The 17,240-nt window shown below is 66.7% G+C and carries 14 protein-coding genes; 6 read left to right on the top strand and 8 right to left on the bottom strand.

The features are described 5' to 3' along the window. The first annotated feature begins 2 nt into the window (after positions 1-2). Positions 3-1,472 (top strand): NADP-dependent succinate-semialdehyde dehydrogenase, encoded by a 1,470-nt coding sequence (gene gabD / locus C7H84_RS25720; protein WP_121861412.1) that lies wholly within the window; start codon positions 3-5, stop codon positions 1,470-1,472. A gap of 153 nt (positions 1,473-1,625) precedes the next feature. Here gabD and C7H84_RS25725 read toward each other — a convergent pair whose 3' ends face one another. Together C7H84_RS25725 and C7H84_RS25735 are read right to left on the bottom strand one after the other, a co-directional pair. Next, positions 1,626-3,170: a PAS domain-containing methyl-accepting chemotaxis protein gene (locus tag C7H84_RS25725; RefSeq protein WP_121861413.1), complete on the bottom strand. Its 1,545-nt coding sequence runs from the start codon at positions 3,168-3,170 to the stop codon at positions 1,626-1,628. Positions 3,171-3,566: 396 nt separating this feature from the next. Beyond that, positions 3,567-5,111 (bottom strand): PAS domain-containing methyl-accepting chemotaxis protein, encoded by a 1,545-nt coding sequence (locus C7H84_RS25735; protein WP_121861415.1) that lies wholly within the window; start codon positions 5,109-5,111, stop codon positions 3,567-3,569. 539 nt (positions 5,112-5,650) lie between these two features. On the opposite strand from C7H84_RS25735, the gene C7H84_RS25740 reads away from it, so the two are divergent. Next, positions 5,651-6,211, top strand: coding sequence for an N-acetyltransferase (locus C7H84_RS25740; protein ID WP_121861416.1), 561 nt, complete (start codon positions 5,651-5,653; stop codon positions 6,209-6,211). Positions 6,212-6,286: 75 nt separating this feature from the next. After that, a complete protein-coding gene (locus C7H84_RS25745) occupies positions 6,287-6,811 on the top strand; it encodes a DUF523 domain-containing protein (protein WP_121861417.1) in 525 nt (174 codons plus the stop codon). A 107-nt stretch (positions 6,812-6,918) separates the two neighbouring features. Here C7H84_RS25745 and pcaF read toward each other — a convergent pair whose 3' ends face one another. After that, entirely contained in the window at positions 6,919-8,121 is a 1,203-nt protein-coding gene (gene pcaF / locus C7H84_RS25750; RefSeq protein WP_121861418.1) for a 3-oxoadipyl-CoA thiolase, read from the bottom strand. A gap of 227 nt (positions 8,122-8,348) precedes the next feature. Between pcaF and C7H84_RS25755 the strand changes: the two genes are divergently transcribed. After that, a complete protein-coding gene (locus C7H84_RS25755) occupies positions 8,349-9,134 on the top strand; it encodes an IclR family transcriptional regulator (RefSeq protein ID WP_162999363.1) in 786 nt (261 codons plus the stop codon). A 307-nt stretch (positions 9,135-9,441) separates the two neighbouring features. Here the strand turns inward: C7H84_RS25755 and C7H84_RS25760 are convergent, their stop codons facing one another. Both C7H84_RS25760 and C7H84_RS25765 read right to left on the bottom strand, forming a co-directional pair. Continuing rightward, positions 9,442-10,557: a succinylglutamate desuccinylase/aspartoacylase family protein gene (locus tag C7H84_RS25760; RefSeq protein ID WP_121861420.1), complete on the bottom strand. Its 1,116-nt coding sequence runs from the start codon at positions 10,555-10,557 to the stop codon at positions 9,442-9,444. A gap of 66 nt (positions 10,558-10,623) precedes the next feature. Continuing rightward, positions 10,624-11,397 (bottom strand): transporter substrate-binding domain-containing protein, encoded by a 774-nt coding sequence (locus tag C7H84_RS25765; RefSeq protein WP_121861421.1) that lies wholly within the window; start codon positions 11,395-11,397, stop codon positions 10,624-10,626. A 137-nt stretch (positions 11,398-11,534) separates the two neighbouring features. Here C7H84_RS25765 and C7H84_RS25770 point away from each other — a divergent pair, with 137 nt between their 5' ends. Next, the gene (locus tag C7H84_RS25770; protein WP_121861422.1) at positions 11,535-12,455 is read left to right on the top strand and encodes a LysR family transcriptional regulator; all 921 of its coding nucleotides are present in this window, start codon (positions 11,535-11,537) and stop codon (positions 12,453-12,455) included. A gap of 51 nt (positions 12,456-12,506) precedes the next feature. Here C7H84_RS25770 and C7H84_RS25775 read toward each other — a convergent pair whose 3' ends face one another. From C7H84_RS25775 to C7H84_RS25785, 3 genes are all read right to left on the bottom strand, one after another. Beyond that, positions 12,507-13,838, bottom strand: a complete 1,332-nt coding sequence (locus tag C7H84_RS25775; protein WP_121861494.1) for an MFS transporter — start codon at positions 13,836-13,838, stop codon at positions 12,507-12,509. A 56-nt stretch (positions 13,839-13,894) separates the two neighbouring features. After that, on the bottom strand, positions 13,895-15,085 hold the full coding sequence (locus C7H84_RS25780) for a M20 aminoacylase family protein (RefSeq protein ID WP_121861423.1): 1,191 nt from the start codon (positions 15,083-15,085) through the stop codon (positions 13,895-13,897). A 423-nt stretch (positions 15,086-15,508) separates the two neighbouring features. Then, positions 15,509-16,045 carry a carboxymuconolactone decarboxylase family protein gene (locus tag C7H84_RS25785; protein ID WP_121861424.1) on the bottom strand — a complete coding sequence of 179 codons (537 nt, stop codon included), beginning with the start codon at positions 16,043-16,045 and terminating at the stop codon, positions 15,509-15,511. A gap of 122 nt (positions 16,046-16,167) precedes the next feature. On the opposite strand from C7H84_RS25785, the gene C7H84_RS25790 reads away from it, so the two are divergent. Next, complete coding sequence (locus tag C7H84_RS25790) at positions 16,168-17,160, top strand: AraC family transcriptional regulator (protein ID WP_240462097.1); 993 nt, start codon at positions 16,168-16,170, stop codon at positions 17,158-17,160. The last annotated feature ends 80 nt before the right edge of the window (positions 17,161-17,240 follow it).

The following is a 17,240-nucleotide window of genomic DNA, read 5'->3' on the forward strand; positions in this document are numbered from 1 at the left end:
ATATGAGCACTGTTCAGGAAACCCTGGCACTGAAAGATCCGTCGCTGTTCCGCCAGCAGGCGTACGTCAACGGCGAATGGCAAGGCGCGGCGAACGGCGAGTCGTTCGAAGTCCGCAACCCGGCAAACGGCGGCCTGCTCGGCACCGTGCCGGCGATGGGCACGGCCGAGACGCGTCACGCGATCGAAGCCGCGAACGCCGCATGGCCGGCGTGGCGCAAGAAGACCGCGAAGGAACGCGCGGCGATCCTGCGCAAGTGGCACGACCTGATGATGGAGAACGCCGACGACCTCGCGCTGATCCTGACCACCGAGCAAGGCAAGTCGCTGGCCGAAGCGAAGGGCGAGATCGGCTACGCGGCGTCGTTCCTCGAGTGGTTCGCGGAAGAAGGCAAGCGCGTGTACGGCGACACGATCCCGACGCCGGCGAGCGACAAGCGCATCGTCGTGACAAAGGAAGCGATCGGCGTGTGCGCGGCGATCACGCCGTGGAACTTCCCGGCAGCGATGATCACCCGCAAGGTCGGCCCCGCGCTCGCGGCAGGCTGCCCGATCGTCGTGAAGCCGGCTGAAGCGACGCCGTTTTCCGCACTCGCGATGGCCGTGCTGGCCGAGCGTGCGGGCGTGCCGGCCGGCGTATTCAGCGTCGTCACGGGCGACCCGAAGGCGATCGGCGGCGAACTGACGTCGAACCCGATCGTGCGCAAGCTGTCGTTCACCGGCTCGACGCCGGTCGGCCGCCTGCTGATGTCGCAGTGCGCGGCGACGGTGAAGAAGGTGTCGCTGGAGCTCGGCGGCAACGCGCCGTTCATCGTGTTCGACGATGCCGATCTCGATGCGGCCGTGCAAGGCGCGATCGCGTCGAAGTACCGCAACAGCGGCCAGACGTGCGTGTGCACCAACCGCTTCTACGTGCATGAAGCCGTGTACGACCAGTTCGCGCAGAAGCTTGCGGCGGCGGTCGGCCAGTTGAAGGTCGGGCGCGGCACGGAGCCGGGCGTCACGCAGGGTCCGCTGATCAACGAAGCGGCCGTGCTGAAGGTCGAGGCGCATATCGAGGACGCGCTCGCGAAGGGCGCGACCGTCGTGACGGGCGGCAAGCGCCACGCGCTCGGCCACGGCTTCTTCGAGCCGACCGTGCTGACGGGCGTCACGCCGGCGATGAAGGTCGCGAAGGAAGAGACGTTCGGGCCGCTCGCGCCGCTGTTCAAGTTCAGCAGCGACGACGAAGTGATCCGTCTCGCGAACGACACCGAGTTCGGCCTGGCCGCGTATTTCTACAGCCGCGACATCGGCCGCGTGTGGAAGGTGGCCGAAGCGCTCGAATACGGGATGGTCGGCATCAACACGGGCCTGATCTCGAACGAAGTCGCGCCGTTCGGCGGCGTCAAGCAGTCGGGCCTCGGCCGCGAAGGCTCGCACTACGGCATCGACGACTACGTCGTGATCAAGTACCTCTGCCTGGCCGTCTGACGGTTCGGGCCTGCCGCTTCGGCGACAGGCCCTGACCGCCCGGCCGGAACCGGGCGGTCACGACGCGGGCCGGTACCCCTCTCCGCCGTGCCCGCGTCACCTTGATGCCTGTGCGCGCTTGCGGTGCATTGCCGTGCCGCGCCGCTCCCCCCGTCAACGAAACACGTTCACCGCATCCACGAGCCGCGTCGCCTGCTGCTTCAGGCTTTCCGACGCCGCCGTGCTCTGCTCGACCAGTGCCGCGTTCTGCTGCGTGATGTTGTCCAGATGCACCACCGCTTGATCGACCTGCGCGACGCCCGTGCTCTGCTCGGCCGTCGACGAGCTGATCTCGGCGATCAGGTCCGACACGCGCTTCACCTGCGTGACGATGTCTTCCATCGTCTTGCCCGCGCCGTCGACGATCCGCGAGCCCGATTCGACCCGCTCGACACTCGCGCCGATCAGCGTCTTGATCTCCTTCGCCGCATTCGCGCTGCGCTGCGCGAGCGCCCGCACCTCGCCTGCCACCACCGCGAAACCCCGCCCCTGGTCGCCCGCGCGCGCCGCCTCGACGGCCGCGTTCAGCGCGAGAATGTTGGTCTGGAATGCGATTCCGTCGATGACGCCGATGATGTCGGCGATCTTGCGCGAACTTGCCGTGATGTCGTTCATCGTGGTGACGACCTCGCTCACCGCTTGCCCGCCGCGCTCGGCCGCTTCGCTCGCCGACACCGACAATTGATTAGCCTGCAGCGCCGTCTCCGCATTGCTCGACACGGTGGCCGTCATCTCCGCCATCGACGCGGCCGTCTGCTGCACGCTTGTCGACGCCTGTTCGGTGCGCGCGCTCAGGTCGTTGTTGCCCTGTGCGATCTCGTTGCTCGCGCGCTGCACGTTGTGCACCTGCTCGCTCACGTCATCGACGAGCCAGCGGAACATCAGCCCCAGCTGGTTGATCGTGCGCAGCGTCATGCCGATCTCGTCGACGCGGTTCATCGCGACGCCGGTGCGGCTCTCGCCGGTTGCGACGCGCAGCGCCTGGTCGCGCAACTGCGTCAATGGACGCGCGATCTGCGCGTCGAGCCACAGGCCGGCGGCCATCGACGCGCCGGCCGTCGCGCCCGCGAACGCCGCAAGCCCGCCGCCGGTCAGTCCGCATGCCCAGCCCGCACCGACCACGGCCGGCGCCAGCACGCACAGCGTCGAATGCAGGCGCGCGCGTACCGACATCGTCTGGAACAGCGACGCGATACGCATCAGCCCGGTACGGACGATCAACCCCTTGTGAAAACGGCGGTTGCCGGCCTTGCCTTCGCGGAACGCGCGATACAGCGCGTCGGCAGCCGCGATCTCGTCGCGCGACGCCTTGGTGCGCACCGACATGTAGCCCGTCGGCTGCCCGTTGCGCATCACGGGCACCGTATTCGAGCGCACCCAGTAGTGATCGCCGTTCTTGCGGCGGTTCTTCACGAGTGCGGTCCACGGCTCGCCGTTCTTCAGCGTCGCCCACATGTCGGCAAACGCCTCCTTCGGCATGTCGGGGTGCCGGACGACGTTGTGCGGCTGACCTTCGATCTCCTCGGGAGAAAATCCGCTGACCTGGATAAAGGCGGCGTTCGCGTACGCGATATAACTGTTCGCGTCGGTGGTCGACATCAGCGTCGCGTCGTCGGGAAATTCGTATTCGCGTTGGGTGACAGGCTGGTTATTGCGCATGGTGTGGAGTTCCCGGGTGGCGGATCTTGCGTCCGCTTGGAGATTGGAATTGGATCGAGACCGTGCGTATCGCGGTCGGCCCGCATACGTCCGATCCCACTCCTGCGCTTTCGGCAAATCTGGCGAAAACATTATGCCGACCGCGGGTAAATGCGCACTATATTTGAATCATCTTGTTTACCCGAATGTTTCGTTTATACGTGAATCAAAAACTCCTTTTCATCAAGGAGTTGAAATCCAATCGTCTGACAATTAAAGCGCATTCACAACCGGATTAACGAACCAGTTCAAAAAAACGCAAATAGGAATTCCTGTCGTTTGGCGATTCGGATCGCAGCGAAAACAGGAATTCGCCATCCTGGCGTGCGGCGGCCGCGTAGGGCCGCGCCCCGACGATTACCGAAACACGTTCACCGCATCCACGAGCCGCGTCGCCTGCTGCTTCAGGCTTTCCGACGCCGCCGTGCTCTGCTCGACCAGCGCCGCGTTCTGCTGCGTGATGTTGTCCAGATGCACCACCGCTTGATCGACCTGCGCGACGCCCGTGCTCTGCTCGGCCGTCGACGAGCTGATCTCCGCGATCAGGTCGGACACACGCTTCACTTGCGCGACGATGTCCTCCATCGTCCTGCCCGCATCGTCGACCCGCCGCGCGCCCGACTCGACGCGCTCGACACTCGCGCCGATCAGCGTCTTGATCTCCTTGGCCGCATTCGCGCTGCGCTGCGCGAGCGCCCGTACTTCGCCGGCCACCACCGCGAAACCGCGCCCCTGTTCGCCCGCGCGCGCCGCTTCGACGGCCGCGTTCAACGCGAGGATGTTGGTCTGGAACGCGATCCCGTCGATCACGCCGATGATGTCGGCGATCTTGCGCGAGCTGTCGGTGATGTCGCGCATCGTCGTGACGACTTCGCTCACTGCCTGCCCACCGCGCTCGGCCGCATCGCTCGCGGCCCCCGCGAGCTGGTTCGCCTGCAGCGCGGTCTCCGCATTGCTGTCGACGGTGGCCGTCATTTCGGCCATCGACGCGGCGGTCTCCTGCACGCCCGACGCAGCCTGTTCGGTGCGCGCGCTCAGGTCGTTGTTGCCCTGTGCGATCTCGTTGCTCGCGCGCTGCACGTTGTGCACCTGCTCGCTCACATCATCGACGAGCCAGCGGAACATCAGCCCGAGCTGATTGATCGTACGCAGCGTCATGCCGATCTCGTCGACGCGGTTCATCCGCACGCCGCGGCGGCTTTCGCCGGTCGCGACGTTCAGTGCCTGCTCGCGCAGCCGCTTCAGCGGGCGCACGATCTGCGCGTCGAGCCACAGGCCGGCCGCCACCGACACGCCGGCCGTCGCGGCCGCGAACGCCGCGAGGCCGCCGCCGGCAAGCCCGCACGCCCAGCCCGCGCCGACGACGGCCGGCGCCAGCACGCACAGCGCCGCGTGAACGCGTGCGCGCACCGACATCGTCTGCGGCAGCGACGCGATCCGCAGCAACCCGGTCCGTACGATCAATCCCTTGTGAAAACGGCGGTTGCCGGCCTTGCCTTCGCGGAACGCGCGATACAGCGCGTCGGCAGCCGCGATCTCGTCGCGCGGCGCGCTGGTGCGCACCGACATGTATCCATGCGGCGCGCCGTTGCGCATCACGGGCACCGCATTCGCGGACACCCAATAATGGTCGCCGTTCTTGCGGCGGTTCTTCACGAGCGCGGTCCACGGCTCACCGTTCTTCAGCGTCGCCCACATATCGGCGAACGCCTCCTTCGGCATGTCCGGGTGCCGAACGGCGTTGTGCGGCTGGCCGACGAGTTCATCGGTCGAGAAGCCGCTCACGTATGCGAACGTCGTGTTCGCATATGTGATGATGCTGTCCGCATCGGTCGTCGACATCAGCGTGACGTCGTCGGGAAAATTGAATTCCTGTTGGGTAACAGGCTGGTTGTTACGCATGCAAGGCTCCGAAAGGCGGATCCGGATACGGAATCCGCGCAGCGCGAAAATCACGCTCAGTAGCCGAAAAACGGTTGCTCGCTTTACGACGGTCTCGTCCTTGCTGTCGGCAATCTCCGGGAAAACCTTAATCCGGAAGCGCGTAAAATATCGGATTCTCGCGACAGGATGATTTCGATCAAATAATCCCGCGATAATCGCGTCCGGCGCTTTTCACGGGCGACTCGATGCCTTATGGATGGCGCCCGATAGCGCGCCAATCCGCTCAGTCGTTGCATGCGGCGAAACGACTCGCCGTGATCGGCTTCATTCAACCGGCATTCGAGCGCGATGAGAAAATCACGACACCCATTGAAACGGTCGTACGAAAATGCCGCGGTTTCTCATGCACGACTAGCGATGCGCATAATCGAACGCTCCTTTTTCGCGATCGCGATTCGATCCAATTGACTGTAACGCGACGACATTCACGACAACGTAGCCAACGCATGACCACACACCCCGACCCACACACCGCTCGCCCATTGCCGGACCACCGCATGACCCGCCGCACCGCCACCGAACTCGACGCACTGTCGCCACGGCTGCTCTCTCGCGACGAACTGCCGCTCGTCTGGACCATCGACCGGCGCGAGATCATCCATCATCTGTACGCGCTGCGCGACGGCGAGCTGCAGCTCGTCTCCGACTTCTACGACGTGCGCGGCTGGCCCGACGGCGAAGCCGAACACTACACGCCGATCCTGCTCGACTGCCACGATCGCGGCGGCTGGTGTCTCGGCATGTTCGACGGCGCGCGACTCGTCGCGGCGGTCATCGTCGACAACGACCGGCTCGGCCCGCGACGCGACATGCTGCAACTGAAGTTCCTGCACGTGAGCCAGGACTGGCGCGGCTGCGGGCTCGGCGAGCAGCTCTATCGCGCGGCCCGTGAGCAGGCGCGCGCGATGGGTGCCGAACGACTATATGTGTCCGCAACGCCGTCGCAGCGCACGATCGACTTCTACCTGCGCCTGGGCTTCACCGTCAGCACGTCGCCCGACCCGGCGCTGTTCGCGCTGGAGCCGGACGACATCCACCTGGAAGCACCGACCGCCTGACGCGCGCGAACACCGCCCGCGCGCAGAATTTCTGCTTGCTCAACGCCGCTCCCCCGGAGAACGACATTGCAGACCATGCCGCAACCGGCCGCCACGCCGAAAATCCTCGTCAGCATGTGCGTGCTCGGTCACCCGGTCCGCTACAACGGCTCGGCAAAGACCGCCGCGCATGAAACGCTCGCACGATGGCAGCGCGAAGGGCGGCTGGTGCCCGTGTGTCCGGAACTGGCGGGGGGATTGAGCGTGCCGCGTCCGCCCGCGGAAATCGCGCACGGCGAATCGGGCCAGCGCGTGCTGGCGGGCGCCGCGCGGATCGTCGACGTGCACGGCGCCGACGTGACCGCGCCGTTCGTCGACGGTGCGCACACCGCACTCGCACTAGCTCGCGCGCACGGTTGCCGCTTCGCGATCCTGGCAGACGGGAGTCCGTCGTGCGGCAGCAGTTTCATTTACGACGGGAGTTTTGCGGGCCGGCGGCATGCAGGCGCCGGGGTGACGGCGGCGCTGCTGCGCCAGCATGGCATCGAGGTGTTCGCCGATACGGCGATCGGGATCGACGCGCTCGCCGCGCGCCTCGCGCCCTTTTCAGGGGCTGAATGACGAGGTGGCCGGCACGACGAACGCGTGCCGGCCACCTCGATTGAAACGTGCTGAAACGCGTGCACGGCGAAGCACGCCTGCGCGCTTGGCCGCGCCGCGCCGCGCGATCAGACGCGTTCGATCGCGATCGCGATGCCCTGGCCCACGCCGATGCACATCGTGCACAGCGCGAAGCGGCCGTTGGTGCGATGCAGTTGATACATCGCCGTCGTCACGAGGCGCGCGCCCGATGCGCCGAGCGGGTGGCCCAGCGCGATCGCGCCGCCGTTCGGGTTCACGCGGGGATCGTCGTCGGCGACGCCGAGCATGCGCAGCACCGCGAGACCTTGGGACGCGAACGCTTCGTTCAGCTCGATCACGTCGAACTGGTCGATCGTCATCCCGAGCCGCGCGAGCAGCTTCTGCGTGGCGGGCGCCGGACCGATGCCCATCACGCGCGGTGCGACGCCGGCCGTCGCGATGCCGAGCACGCGCGCACGCGGCGTCAGGCCGAAGCGCTTCGCGGTGGCTTCGTTCGCGAGCAGCAGCGCGGCGGCGCCGTCGTTGACGCCCGACGCGTTGCCGGCCGTTACCGAACCGTCCGCGCGCACGACGCCCTTGAGCTTCGCGAGCGTCTCGAGCGACGTTTCGCGCGGATGCTCGTCACGCGAAAACACGACCGGATCGCCCTTCTTCTGCGGAATCGTGACCGCCACGATTTCCTCGGCGAGCGTGCCGTCCTGCTGCGCACGCGCGGCCTTCTGCTGGCTGCGCAGCGCGAACAGGTCCTGGTCGGCACGGCTGATGTTGTAGTCGACCGCGACGTTTTCGGCGGTCTCCGGCATCGAGTCGACGCCATGCAGTTGTTTCATCAGCGGATTGACGAAGCGCCAGCCGATCGTCGTGTCGTAGATGTCGGCCTGGCGCGCGAACGCGCTGGCGGCCTTGCCCATCACGAACGGTGCGCGCGTCATGCTTTCGACGCCGCCGGCCACCATCAGCGCGGCTTCGCCCGACTTGATCGCGCGCGCGGCCACGCCGACCGCGTCCATCCCGGAACCGCACAGGCGGTTGATCGTCGAACCCGGGACGCCTTCCGGCAGACCCGCGAGCAGCGCGGACATGCGCGCGACGTTGCGGTTGTCCTCGCCGGCCTGGTTCGCGCAGCCGTAGATCACGTCGTCGATCGCGGTCCAGTCAACCTCGCGGTTGCGCTCGACGAGCGCCTTGAGCGGCACCGCGCCGAGGTCGTCGGCGCGCACGCCGGACAGCGCGCCGCCGTAACGGCCGATCGGGGTACGAATCGCATCACACAGAAAAGCTTCGGTCATCAGTGTCTCCGGTCTCATGCAAGGCTGGGAAGTCAATCAAACGCGCCCCTTGCATTGCCCGCCGGGATGCGCTTAAATGTTCTATATACGAACATAAGATCGTGTATCGAACGTTCAACGCATCATAGGGAGTGCGGGGACGACCTGTCAAGCGCGCGGTCCGCCGTGCGGTTGGCGTGTCAGGCCCCATGCGCTATCTTCTCGGCTGCACGACAAACCGACCGTTCATGACAACCGAAGACATCCAGAAACCCGGCGACTCCTATGTGCAGTCGTTCGCGCGTGGCCTCGCGGTGATCCGCGCGTTCGACGCGCAGCGCCCGGAGCAGACGCTCACCGAGGTCGCGTCGGCCACCGGGCTCACGCGCGCCGGTGCGCGCCGGATCCTGCTCACGCTGCAGACGCTCGGCTACGTCGAGGCCGACGGCCGGCTGTTCCGGCTCACGCCGAAGATCCTCGAGCTCGGCTTTGCGTATCTCACGTCGATGCCGTTCTGGAATCTCGCCGATCCGGTGATGGAACAGCTGTCCGCACAGATCCACGAAAGCTGCTCGGCCGCCGTGCTCGACCGCACCGAGATCGTCTACGTGCTGCGCGTACCGACCCGCAAGATCATGACGATCAACCTGTCGATCGGCAGCCGCCTGCCCGCGTACTGCACGTCGATGGGCCGCGTGCTGCTGGCCGCCCTCGACGATGCGGCGCTCGACGAAACGCTCGCGCAGAGCAGCATCCGTGCGCACACGCAGCATACGATCACCGATCTCGGCGAATTGAAGGCGACGATCGCGCAGGCGCGCCAGCAAGGCTGGGCCGTGGTCGACCAGGAACTCGAAGTGGGCTTGCTGTCGATCTCCGCGCCGATCCGCAACCGGCGCGGGCAGGTGATCGCCGCGATGAACATCAGCGGCAACGCGCAGCGGCATACCGCGAAGCAGATGGTGAAGGAGTTTCTCGGGCCGCTGCAGCAGGCCGCGCAGACGGTTTCTGAGCTGGTGGCACGGCGCGGGTGAGCGATCGGGTGGGTCGGTGAGCCAGCGAGTCGGGCGAATCGGCGGGTCGGCGCATCGGCGCATCGGCGCATCGGCACATCGGCGAACCGGCAGATCGACAGATCGACGATCGCGCGACTCGCGGGCGGAAAAAAAGCGGGCGGCACGTGGCCGCCCTCTCAACTCTCTGACTCGGGTGTAACGTCCGTCTCACGGGACACGGAGCGAACTCCGTATTGCCCAATTTAGTCACGCGGCAAAACCCGGTCAATTTGACAAGAACGAAATTGCACGGTGCTTCTCGGACACCTTGCCAGCCGCAAGCCGCTCACGCGCCGAGCAGCATGCCCGTACGCACCGGCGCCGTCCCCGTCACGCGGCCGAGCGGCGCGCCTGCCGTCACGAAGCGGATCGCGCGCCGCATGTAGAACACGCCGTCGGTCGCACTCGAGATCGTCGTGACCGCATCCGTCAGCGGATCGACGATGTCGAACAGCGGATCGCCGGCACGGATCGACGCGCCGATCGTCGCGCGGTGCACGAGGATCCCGCTCACCGGCGCATAAAACTGCTCGCTGCCCGCGAGCGGCGTGGCAGGCGCTACCAGCCGCGGCAGCGGCGCGCGCTCGCCGCGCACCGCGCCGCACCACACGAGATAGTCGACGAGCGCATCGGCGTCGCGTTGCGCGTATTCATACGTCACGTCGCGCTGGCCGCGACACTCGACCGTCACGGCGACGGTGCCAGCCGCCATCGGCGAGCCGTCCGGCAAATGCGCGCGCAATCGCGACCACAGCAGGTGATGCGCATCGTCGAACGCATGCCCGCCGGAATCCTCGGCAAGCAGTGAAACCTCCGCACCGAGATAACACGCGAGCGGCTCGACGTCCGGCCACGCGGTTTCGCTCGTATACACGTGCATCACCGCTTCGAGCGAGCAATGCAGGTCGATCACGACGTCGGCGTCGTGCGACAGCTTCAGCAGCGCAAGCTGCAGCGCATCGAATTCGGTGCGCGGCGCGATTTCGTCGAGCGCCGCGCCGACGCATTCGCGCACGATCGCGCGATTGCGTGCGCCGTCGTCGCCAAGCCGGTCGCGTGCACGCGCGGCGATCTCCGCGAGCGGCAGGAAGCCGCGATTGAAGTTGCGCCCGCTCGCGAGATCGAACCGGCCGATGAATTGCCCGAGCAGATGCTGATCGAGGCCGACCGGGTTCGCGACCGGCACCAGCACGACTTCGGCGGCGAGCCGGCCGTCCGTGTCGAGCTGAGCGAGCCGCTGCTTGAGCGCGACGGCGGCGAGCATCGCGGGCGTCTCGTCGGCGTGCAGCGCGGCCTGCAGGTAGATCTTGCGGCCGCTATCGGCCGGCCCGAAATGAAAGCTCGTCAGCGTGCGCTGCGTGCCGATCGACGGCGGCAGGAGCGGCGTGGTGCGAATCTGCATCGATGGTCTCGAATGGATGAAAACGGAGAATCGGGAGGGAATTGGGAGAGCGGGCCTGCACGGCACTCAGTCGCCGTATGGGTTGAAATCGAAGTACTGCTTCGCGATCCGGTCGTACGTACCGTCCTTCAGCATCGACGCGATCGCGCCGTCGATCGACGCCTTGAGTGCGGTGTCCGACTGCCGCATGCCGATGCCGACGCCGCGATCGCCCAGGTCGAGCGGTGCGCCGACGAACGCGAAACCCTTGCCGCGCGGCTGGCGCAGGAACCCGTAGTCGGCCTCCACGGCGCCGAGCAGCGCCGCGTCGAGGCGGCCGTTCACGAGATCGGCGAACACGTCGTCCTGGCTCTTGTACGGCATCACGCCGACGCCGGCCGGTGCCCAGTGCGCGAGCGCCCACGATTCGAACTGCGTGCCCGACTGCACGCCGACGCGCTTGCCGGCCAGCGACGCCGCCGTGCCGTCGAGCCCGCTGCCGGGCCGCGCGACGAGCCGCGACTTGAAGCGGAACAGCTTCGACGAGAACAGGATCTGTTTCTCGCGCTTCGCGGTGATCGCCATCGACGACAGGATCGCGTCGATCTTGCGCGCCTGCAACGCGGGGATCATCCCGGAGAATTCGAGCTCGACCCACTGGCAGCGCAACTGCGCGCGGCGGCAGATCTCGTTGCCGAGATCGACGTCGAAGCCCTTCAGGCTGCCGTCGGGCGCTTTCGCATCCATCGGCGGGTAGGTCGGGTCGATGCCGAGCCGCACCACGTGCGCGTCGAGCGCGTACGCGGACGTGGCCGCCAGGCCAATGCACAGGGAAACGAGCGGAACGAGGAAACGTTTCATGGTCAACGGATGGGCAGGAAGAGGAACAAACGGCATGAGCCGGACTGCCTGCGATCGTAGAAGCGCGGGGCCAGCGCCGGAACCATCGGCTGACTTATCATGATCGGTATTTCCGATCACCGGCCTCGCTGCTTCCCATGGCGTTCACGCTGTCCCAGCTCCGCATCTTCCAGGCCGTCGTCGAGCACGGCAGCCTGCGCGCGGCCGCACGCGCGCTCGATCTCGCGCAAAGCGGCGTCACGCAGCAACTGCAGGGCCTCGAGGCGACGCTCGGCGCGACGCTGTTCACGCGTACCAATCGCGGGATCGTGCCGACGGCCGTCGGCCAGCGGCTGCTCGCGCGTTCCGGTTCGATCCTCGGCGAATGCGAGCAGGTCGAGCGCGAAATCCGTCAGTTGAGCGGCGCCTACGAAGGCACCGTCACGCTCGGCCTCGTAACGGAACCGCTGATCGACGCGTTCGCGCCGGTGCTGACCGCGTTTCGCGCGCGCTTCGACAAGGTGGATGTGCATCTGCGCACCGGCACGTCGCGGATGATGATCGGCTGGCTGCGCGAGCGCGCGGTCGATTTCGCGATCGCGCTGGTCGCGAAGCAGACCGACACGACCGATCTCGCGATCACGCCGCTGCGCACGTCGGCGCCGGTGGTCGTTTGCCGTAACGGGCACCCGGCGATGCATGCGCAATCGCTCGCCGAGCTGGCCGACTATGGATGGGTGTCGACGCGCTCGCCGAATCTGAGCGCCGACCCGGTCGTCAACCGGCTGCTCGCGTACTTCGACGCGCACGGCCAGCCGCCGCCGAAGATTCTCGCGACCGTCGAAGGGATGTTCGAGACGCTGCAGATCGTCACGCAGACCGATTCCCTCGCGCTCGAAACCGAAGCCATCACGCGGCACGGGCCGTTCGCCGGCGCGCTCGCGAAGGTGCCCGTGCGCGAACAGGCCGAAGCGCAGGACATCTGCCTTCTGCAGCGCGCCGCCGTGCCGCTGACGCCGGCCGCGCAGGAACTCGCGACGATGCTCGCGTCGTATCTGAGGGTGGTGCGCGGGCGGTAAGCGCAATGGCCGCGGCGCCGCCCGCGGCACCGCGCGTCGCATCACGTAGCGTCAGTCCATCGACTCGCGCGCCGTTTCGCGCAGCATCACGACCGCGATCAGCGACAGCACCACGCACGCGGCCACATAGCCGGCCGGCGCGAGCTTGCTGCCGGTCGTCTTCACGAGCCACGTCGCGATCAGCTGCGCGGTGCCGCCGAAGATCGTCACCGCGAGCGCGTACGCGATCGAGATGCCCGTCGCGCGCACGTGGCGCGGCAGCGATTCGCACATCAGCGCCATTTCGGATGCCGATCCAAGCGAATAGAACAGCAGCATCAGCGCGGTGAGCGGCAGGATCACCGACAGCGTCGGATGATGGTTCATCAGCCAGAACGCCGGAAACAGCAGCAGCACGAGCACGCCCCGCCCGACGAAGATCGGCATGCGCCGGCTGCCGAGGCGATCCGACAGCCAGCCGAACAGCGGGCACGTCACCAGCATCACGCAGCCCGACGCGACGCCGACGAACATCGACAGCTTCATCGGCAACCCGAGCGTATGGATCGCATAGGTCGGCATGTAGAAGGTCAGGATGTAGGTCGACACCGTGCCGCCCATCACCGTCAGCATCAGCAGCACCACCGTGCGCGTGTGCCGCGAGAACAGCTCGCGCAGCACGCCGCGTTCGATCCCGTGATGGCTGTCGCCGGGCGCGTCGTCGGCGAGCCGGCGGCGCAGAAACATGCCGACCGGTGCGATCAGCACACCGACGAGGAAAGGTAGCCGCCAGCCCCAACCTTCCAGCGCGTCCTTCGTCAGCGTGTTCGACAGCAGCGCCGCGAAGCCCGCGCCCATCAGCGCGGCGCCGCCCTGCGTCGCGAGCTGCCAGCTCGCGCGGAACGCGCGTCGCGACGTGCCGCCCTGCTCGATCAGCGTGGAGGTGGCCGCGCCGAACTCGCCGCCCTGCGAGAAGCCTTGCATCAGCCGCGCGCAGACGACCAGGATCGGCGCGGCCACGCCGACCTGCGCGTAGGTCGGCGCGATCGCGATCAGGCCGGTGCCGAGCGCCATCAGCATGATCGTCAGGTTCAGTGCGGCCTTGCGTCCCTTGCGGTCCGCATAGACGCCGAGCACGACGCTGCCGAGCGGCCGCGTGAAGAAGCCGGCGGCGAACGTCGCGACCGACAGCAGCAGCGACGTGGTCGGGTCGCTCGACGGGAAGAACAGCTTGCCGATCACCACCGCGAAGAAGCCGTACACGGTGAAATCGAAGAACTCCAGCCAGTTGCCGATCACGGCCGCGGCGATCGCGCCGCGCTTCGTGACGGCCGGCTGGCTGCGCGCATCGGTTCCAACGGCCCCCGTCGACGCCGGGTGCAGCGCGAGATGGTCTTTCTGCATCATTCGTGCCTCCTGTCAATGCGACCGGAAGCGCCGGCCGCGCGCCACTGCTGGGATTACTGCCCGAGGTAGCGCTCCACGAGACGCGTCCAGAACGCCGCGCCGATCGGCAGATTGCGATCGTTGAAGTCGTACTTCGGGTTGTGCACCATGCAGCCGTCCTCGCCTTCGCCGTTGCCGAGCCGCACGAACGAGCCCGGCCGCTGCTGCAGCATGAACGCGAAATCCTCGCTGCCCATCAGCAGGTCGGCCTGCTCGACCACGTGCGCGTCGCCGACGAGTTCACGCGCGACCTGCGCGGCGAAATCCGTTTCGGTATCCGTATTGACGACCACCGGATAGCCTTCGATGTACTCGACGTTGGCGGTCGCGCCGTAGCTCGCGGCCTGCGATTCGGCGAGCTCGACGATGCGGCGCCTGAGCAGCGCGCGCACTTCGGGGCTGAACGAGCGCACGCTCAGTTCGAGGCGCGCGCCGTTGGGGATCACGTTGTTCGCCGTGCCCGCGTGCATCGAACCGACCGTGACGACCGCCGGCTGCGACGGGTCGACGTTGCGCGCGACGATCGTCTGCAGCGCCATCACGATGCTCGCCGCAACCACCACCGGGTCGACCGTCAGGTGCGGCCGCGCCGCGTGGCCGCCGACGCCCTCGATCGAGATGATCGCCTTGTCGCCGGCCGACATGAACGGGCCGCGCCGGGTGAGGAACACGCCGGGCGCCGCGCCCGGGTGGTTGTGCATCCCGAACACTGCATCACACGGAAAGCGCTCGAACAGGCCGTCGTCGATCATTTTCTTGGCGCCGCTGTCGACGCCGTGCTCTTCCGCCGGCTGGAAATACAGGTGCACGGTGCCGGAGAAGTTGCGCGTCTTCGCGAGGTGCTGCGCGGCGCCGAGCAGCATCGTCGTGTGGCCGTCGTGGCCGCATGCGTGCATCTTGCCGTGCGTGCCGCTCGCATACGGCAGGCCGGTCGCCTCGAGGATCGGCAGCGCGTCCATGTCCGCGCGGATGCCGATGCTGCGCGTGCCGTCGCCGACGCGCAGCGTGCCGACCACGCCCGTCTTGCCGACGCCGCGCGTCACCTGCCAGCCCCATTGCTCGAGCTTGTCCGCGACGAGCGCGGCCGTCTCATGCTCTTCGTACGCGAGTTCCGGGTGGTGGTGAATGTGATGGCGGATCTCGCGCAGCGCGCCGGCGGCGGGCAACAGATCCTCGATTTCGGTGAATCGGGCGTCGGTGGTCATCAAGCAGCTCCTGCTGATCGTCAGCGTGTCAGCCGCACGCGAGCGATTGCGTGCGGGGAAAGCGAGCCACTATAGCGAGCCGATATCGGCTCAATAAGATGCGGAATTTTTCACCGTGATAAGTTTTTTTAATCAGGGTTAGTACGGACGGGATGGGCCGGCTTGTAGCTTTCGATTTGATTGGGATCCCGCCCGTGGCGCGCGCATTTTTCCGGCGCGCTTGCGATTAGGGTCGGCAACGCGCATGCCTGTTGTCCGAGGGTTCGGCCGCCGCGACTTGATCCATCGTGGAATTACACATCGGAGTCCTACTCCAATTTTCAATCCAAATAGACGTCGTACTCTCCCGTCATTAACGGCCTCACGACGGAACGCAGCCTCATTGACTGCGTTCCGTCGCCGAGGCCGCGCAACGACGCGCCGTTACGCCACGGCCGGAAAATCGAGCGTCGTATCGTTCACGCGATTGACGAGGTTCGTGAAGGTGATCGATGCGATGGCGAGATTGATCTCGATGAGCTGACGTTCCGTATAGCCAGCTGCGCGCACCGCATCGACGGCCGCAACCGGCACCGTGCCATGCGTGCCGACGAGCGTACGGACATACGCGACCAGCGCGTCCCGCGCGGCGTCGCCGGTTGCCTCGCCCGCACGCACCTGCTTCATCTGATCGCTCGTCAGGCCTGCCACCTTGCCCATCAGCGTGTGAGCGGCGACGCAGTAATCACATCCCACGTATTCGCTGACCGCCAGCTTGATCACTTCGATATCTACCTTGCCGAGTGTGCTCGCCGCGACCGCCGCATCGAACGCCAGCGCCGCGCCGAGCGCTTCGGGGCTTTGCGTTCCGATGGTCGCGTATGCGTTGGGCACCTTGCCGACAGCCTTCTTGATCTTCGCGAACACTTCAGCGGCCGCGCCGGTTGCATCTTCAGGGCGAATGGTGGTGAGACGGGACATGATCGACTCCTTGCTTCGTGGTTGAACGGTTAGCCATGTCGTATGGCGTGGAAGCCAGTGTAGGGATGTGCGACCGTTTCTTTAATGCCATACTGCCGCAACTCCATGCTCAAACGTCTCATATGGAAATGCTCGACCGATTGCTGTCGATGATGCCGGTCACCGGGCGGCTGGACGTACGGTGCCACTTCGGGTCGCCGTGGCGCATCGACCATCCCGAGTCGAACGAGTGGGAACTCCCCTATCACATACTGTTGCGCGGCGAGGCTGTCGTCGAATGCGAGACGGACGGAGAAGACGAACCGACGCTCCGAATGAAGGCGGGCGACATCGTGGTGTTTCCCTCCGGCAGTGCCCATCGGCTGCACGACGGCAGCGGCGAGGCGCCGCGCGCGGCGCGCGAGCGGCACAGGAACGGTCTGACCATTGCGACGAACGGCAGCGCCAATGCGAGCACCGATGTGCTGTGCGGACGCTTCGTGCTGCCGGCGGTCCCGCAGCAGTTGCTGCGCGACCATCTGCCGCGACGTCTGCTCGTGAGCAGCGTAACCGCGGGCGCTGGACAGACGCGCGACGCCGCGTTTGCAGCCACGCGGCTAGCGCGGGTCATCGAATTGATGCGGGAGGAAGCGCTGGAGCAACGCGCCGGCAGTGCCGCGGTCGTGGATCACCTGTCCGGCGCGCTGTTCGCGTTGACCCTGCGCAGTGCGTCCGAGGCGGGCCACGCGCCGCGCGGGCTGCTTGCGCTGGCACAACGTCATCGGCTGCAGCCGGCTCTCGCGGCCATGTTCGACGAGCCCGAAAAGCCGTGGACGCTGGCGCAGCTGGCCGAGCGCTGCCATATGTCGCGCGCGACGTTCGCACGCCACTTCGACGAGGCGATCAGCCGCTCGGCAAGCGATGTACTGACGGAAATCCGCATGGCGCTTGCCGGGCGCAAGCTGGCGCAAACGACGCTGTCCGTCGCGGAGATCGGCGAATCGGTCGGATATCGATCCGAGGCCGCGTTCCAACGGGTGTTCAAACGGCAGGTAGGCATGACGCCGGCGAAGTGGCGCATGCAATCGTCGAGAATCGCGGAGCCGGAAGCGCATTCATCCGACGTCAACGCATGACGCCGGCAACGGCAACCCATCGCTTCTTTCTCAGCCGGCGGCTCGCGCATCGAGACCGCCCGCGCCACTTTATTCAGGAG

The organism is Burkholderia sp. Nafp2/4-1b, assembly GCF_003635165.1.
Lineage (GTDB): Bacteria > Pseudomonadota > Gammaproteobacteria > Burkholderiales > Burkholderiaceae > Burkholderia.

Bases quoted from the DNA above. Each gene is read 5' to 3' on its own strand.
- C7H84_RS25760 (WP_121861420.1), bottom strand. From the start codon at position 10,557: ATGCAGATTCGCACCACGCCGCTCCTGCCGCCGTCGATCGGCACGCAG.
- C7H84_RS25765 (WP_121861421.1), bottom strand. From the start codon at position 11,397: ATGAAACGTTTCCTCGTTCCGCTCGTTTCCCTGTGCATTGGCCTGGCG.
- gabD (WP_121861412.1), top strand. From the start codon at position 3: ATGAGCACTGTTCAGGAAACCCTGGCACTGAAAGATCCGTCGCTGTTC.
- C7H84_RS25790 (WP_240462097.1), top strand. From the start codon at position 16,168: ATGGAAATGCTCGACCGATTGCTGTCGATGATGCCGGTCACCGGGCGG.
- C7H84_RS25725 (WP_121861413.1), bottom strand. From the start codon at position 3,170: ATGCGCAATAACCAGCCTGTCACCCAACGCGAATACGAATTTCCCGAC.
- C7H84_RS25770 (WP_121861422.1), top strand. From the start codon at position 11,535: ATGGCGTTCACGCTGTCCCAGCTCCGCATCTTCCAGGCCGTCGTCGAG.
- C7H84_RS25740 (WP_121861416.1), top strand. From the start codon at position 5,651: ATGACCCGCCGCACCGCCACCGAACTCGACGCACTGTCGCCACGGCTG.
- C7H84_RS25780 (WP_121861423.1), bottom strand. From the start codon at position 15,085: ATGACCACCGACGCCCGATTCACCGAAATCGAGGATCTGTTGCCCGCC.
- C7H84_RS25785 (WP_121861424.1), bottom strand. From the start codon at position 16,045: ATGTCCCGTCTCACCACCATTCGCCCTGAAGATGCAACCGGCGCGGCC.
- C7H84_RS25745 (WP_121861417.1), top strand. From the start codon at position 6,287: ATGCCGCAACCGGCCGCCACGCCGAAAATCCTCGTCAGCATGTGCGTG.
- C7H84_RS25775 (WP_121861494.1), bottom strand. From the start codon at position 13,838: ATGCAGAAAGACCATCTCGCGCTGCACCCGGCGTCGACGGGGGCCGTT.
- C7H84_RS25755 (WP_162999363.1), top strand. From the start codon at position 8,349: ATGACAACCGAAGACATCCAGAAACCCGGCGACTCCTATGTGCAGTCG.
- C7H84_RS25735 (WP_121861415.1), bottom strand. From the start codon at position 5,111: ATGCGTAACAACCAGCCTGTTACCCAACAGGAATTCAATTTTCCCGAC.
- pcaF (WP_121861418.1), bottom strand. From the start codon at position 8,121: ATGACCGAAGCTTTTCTGTGTGATGCGATTCGTACCCCGATCGGCCGT.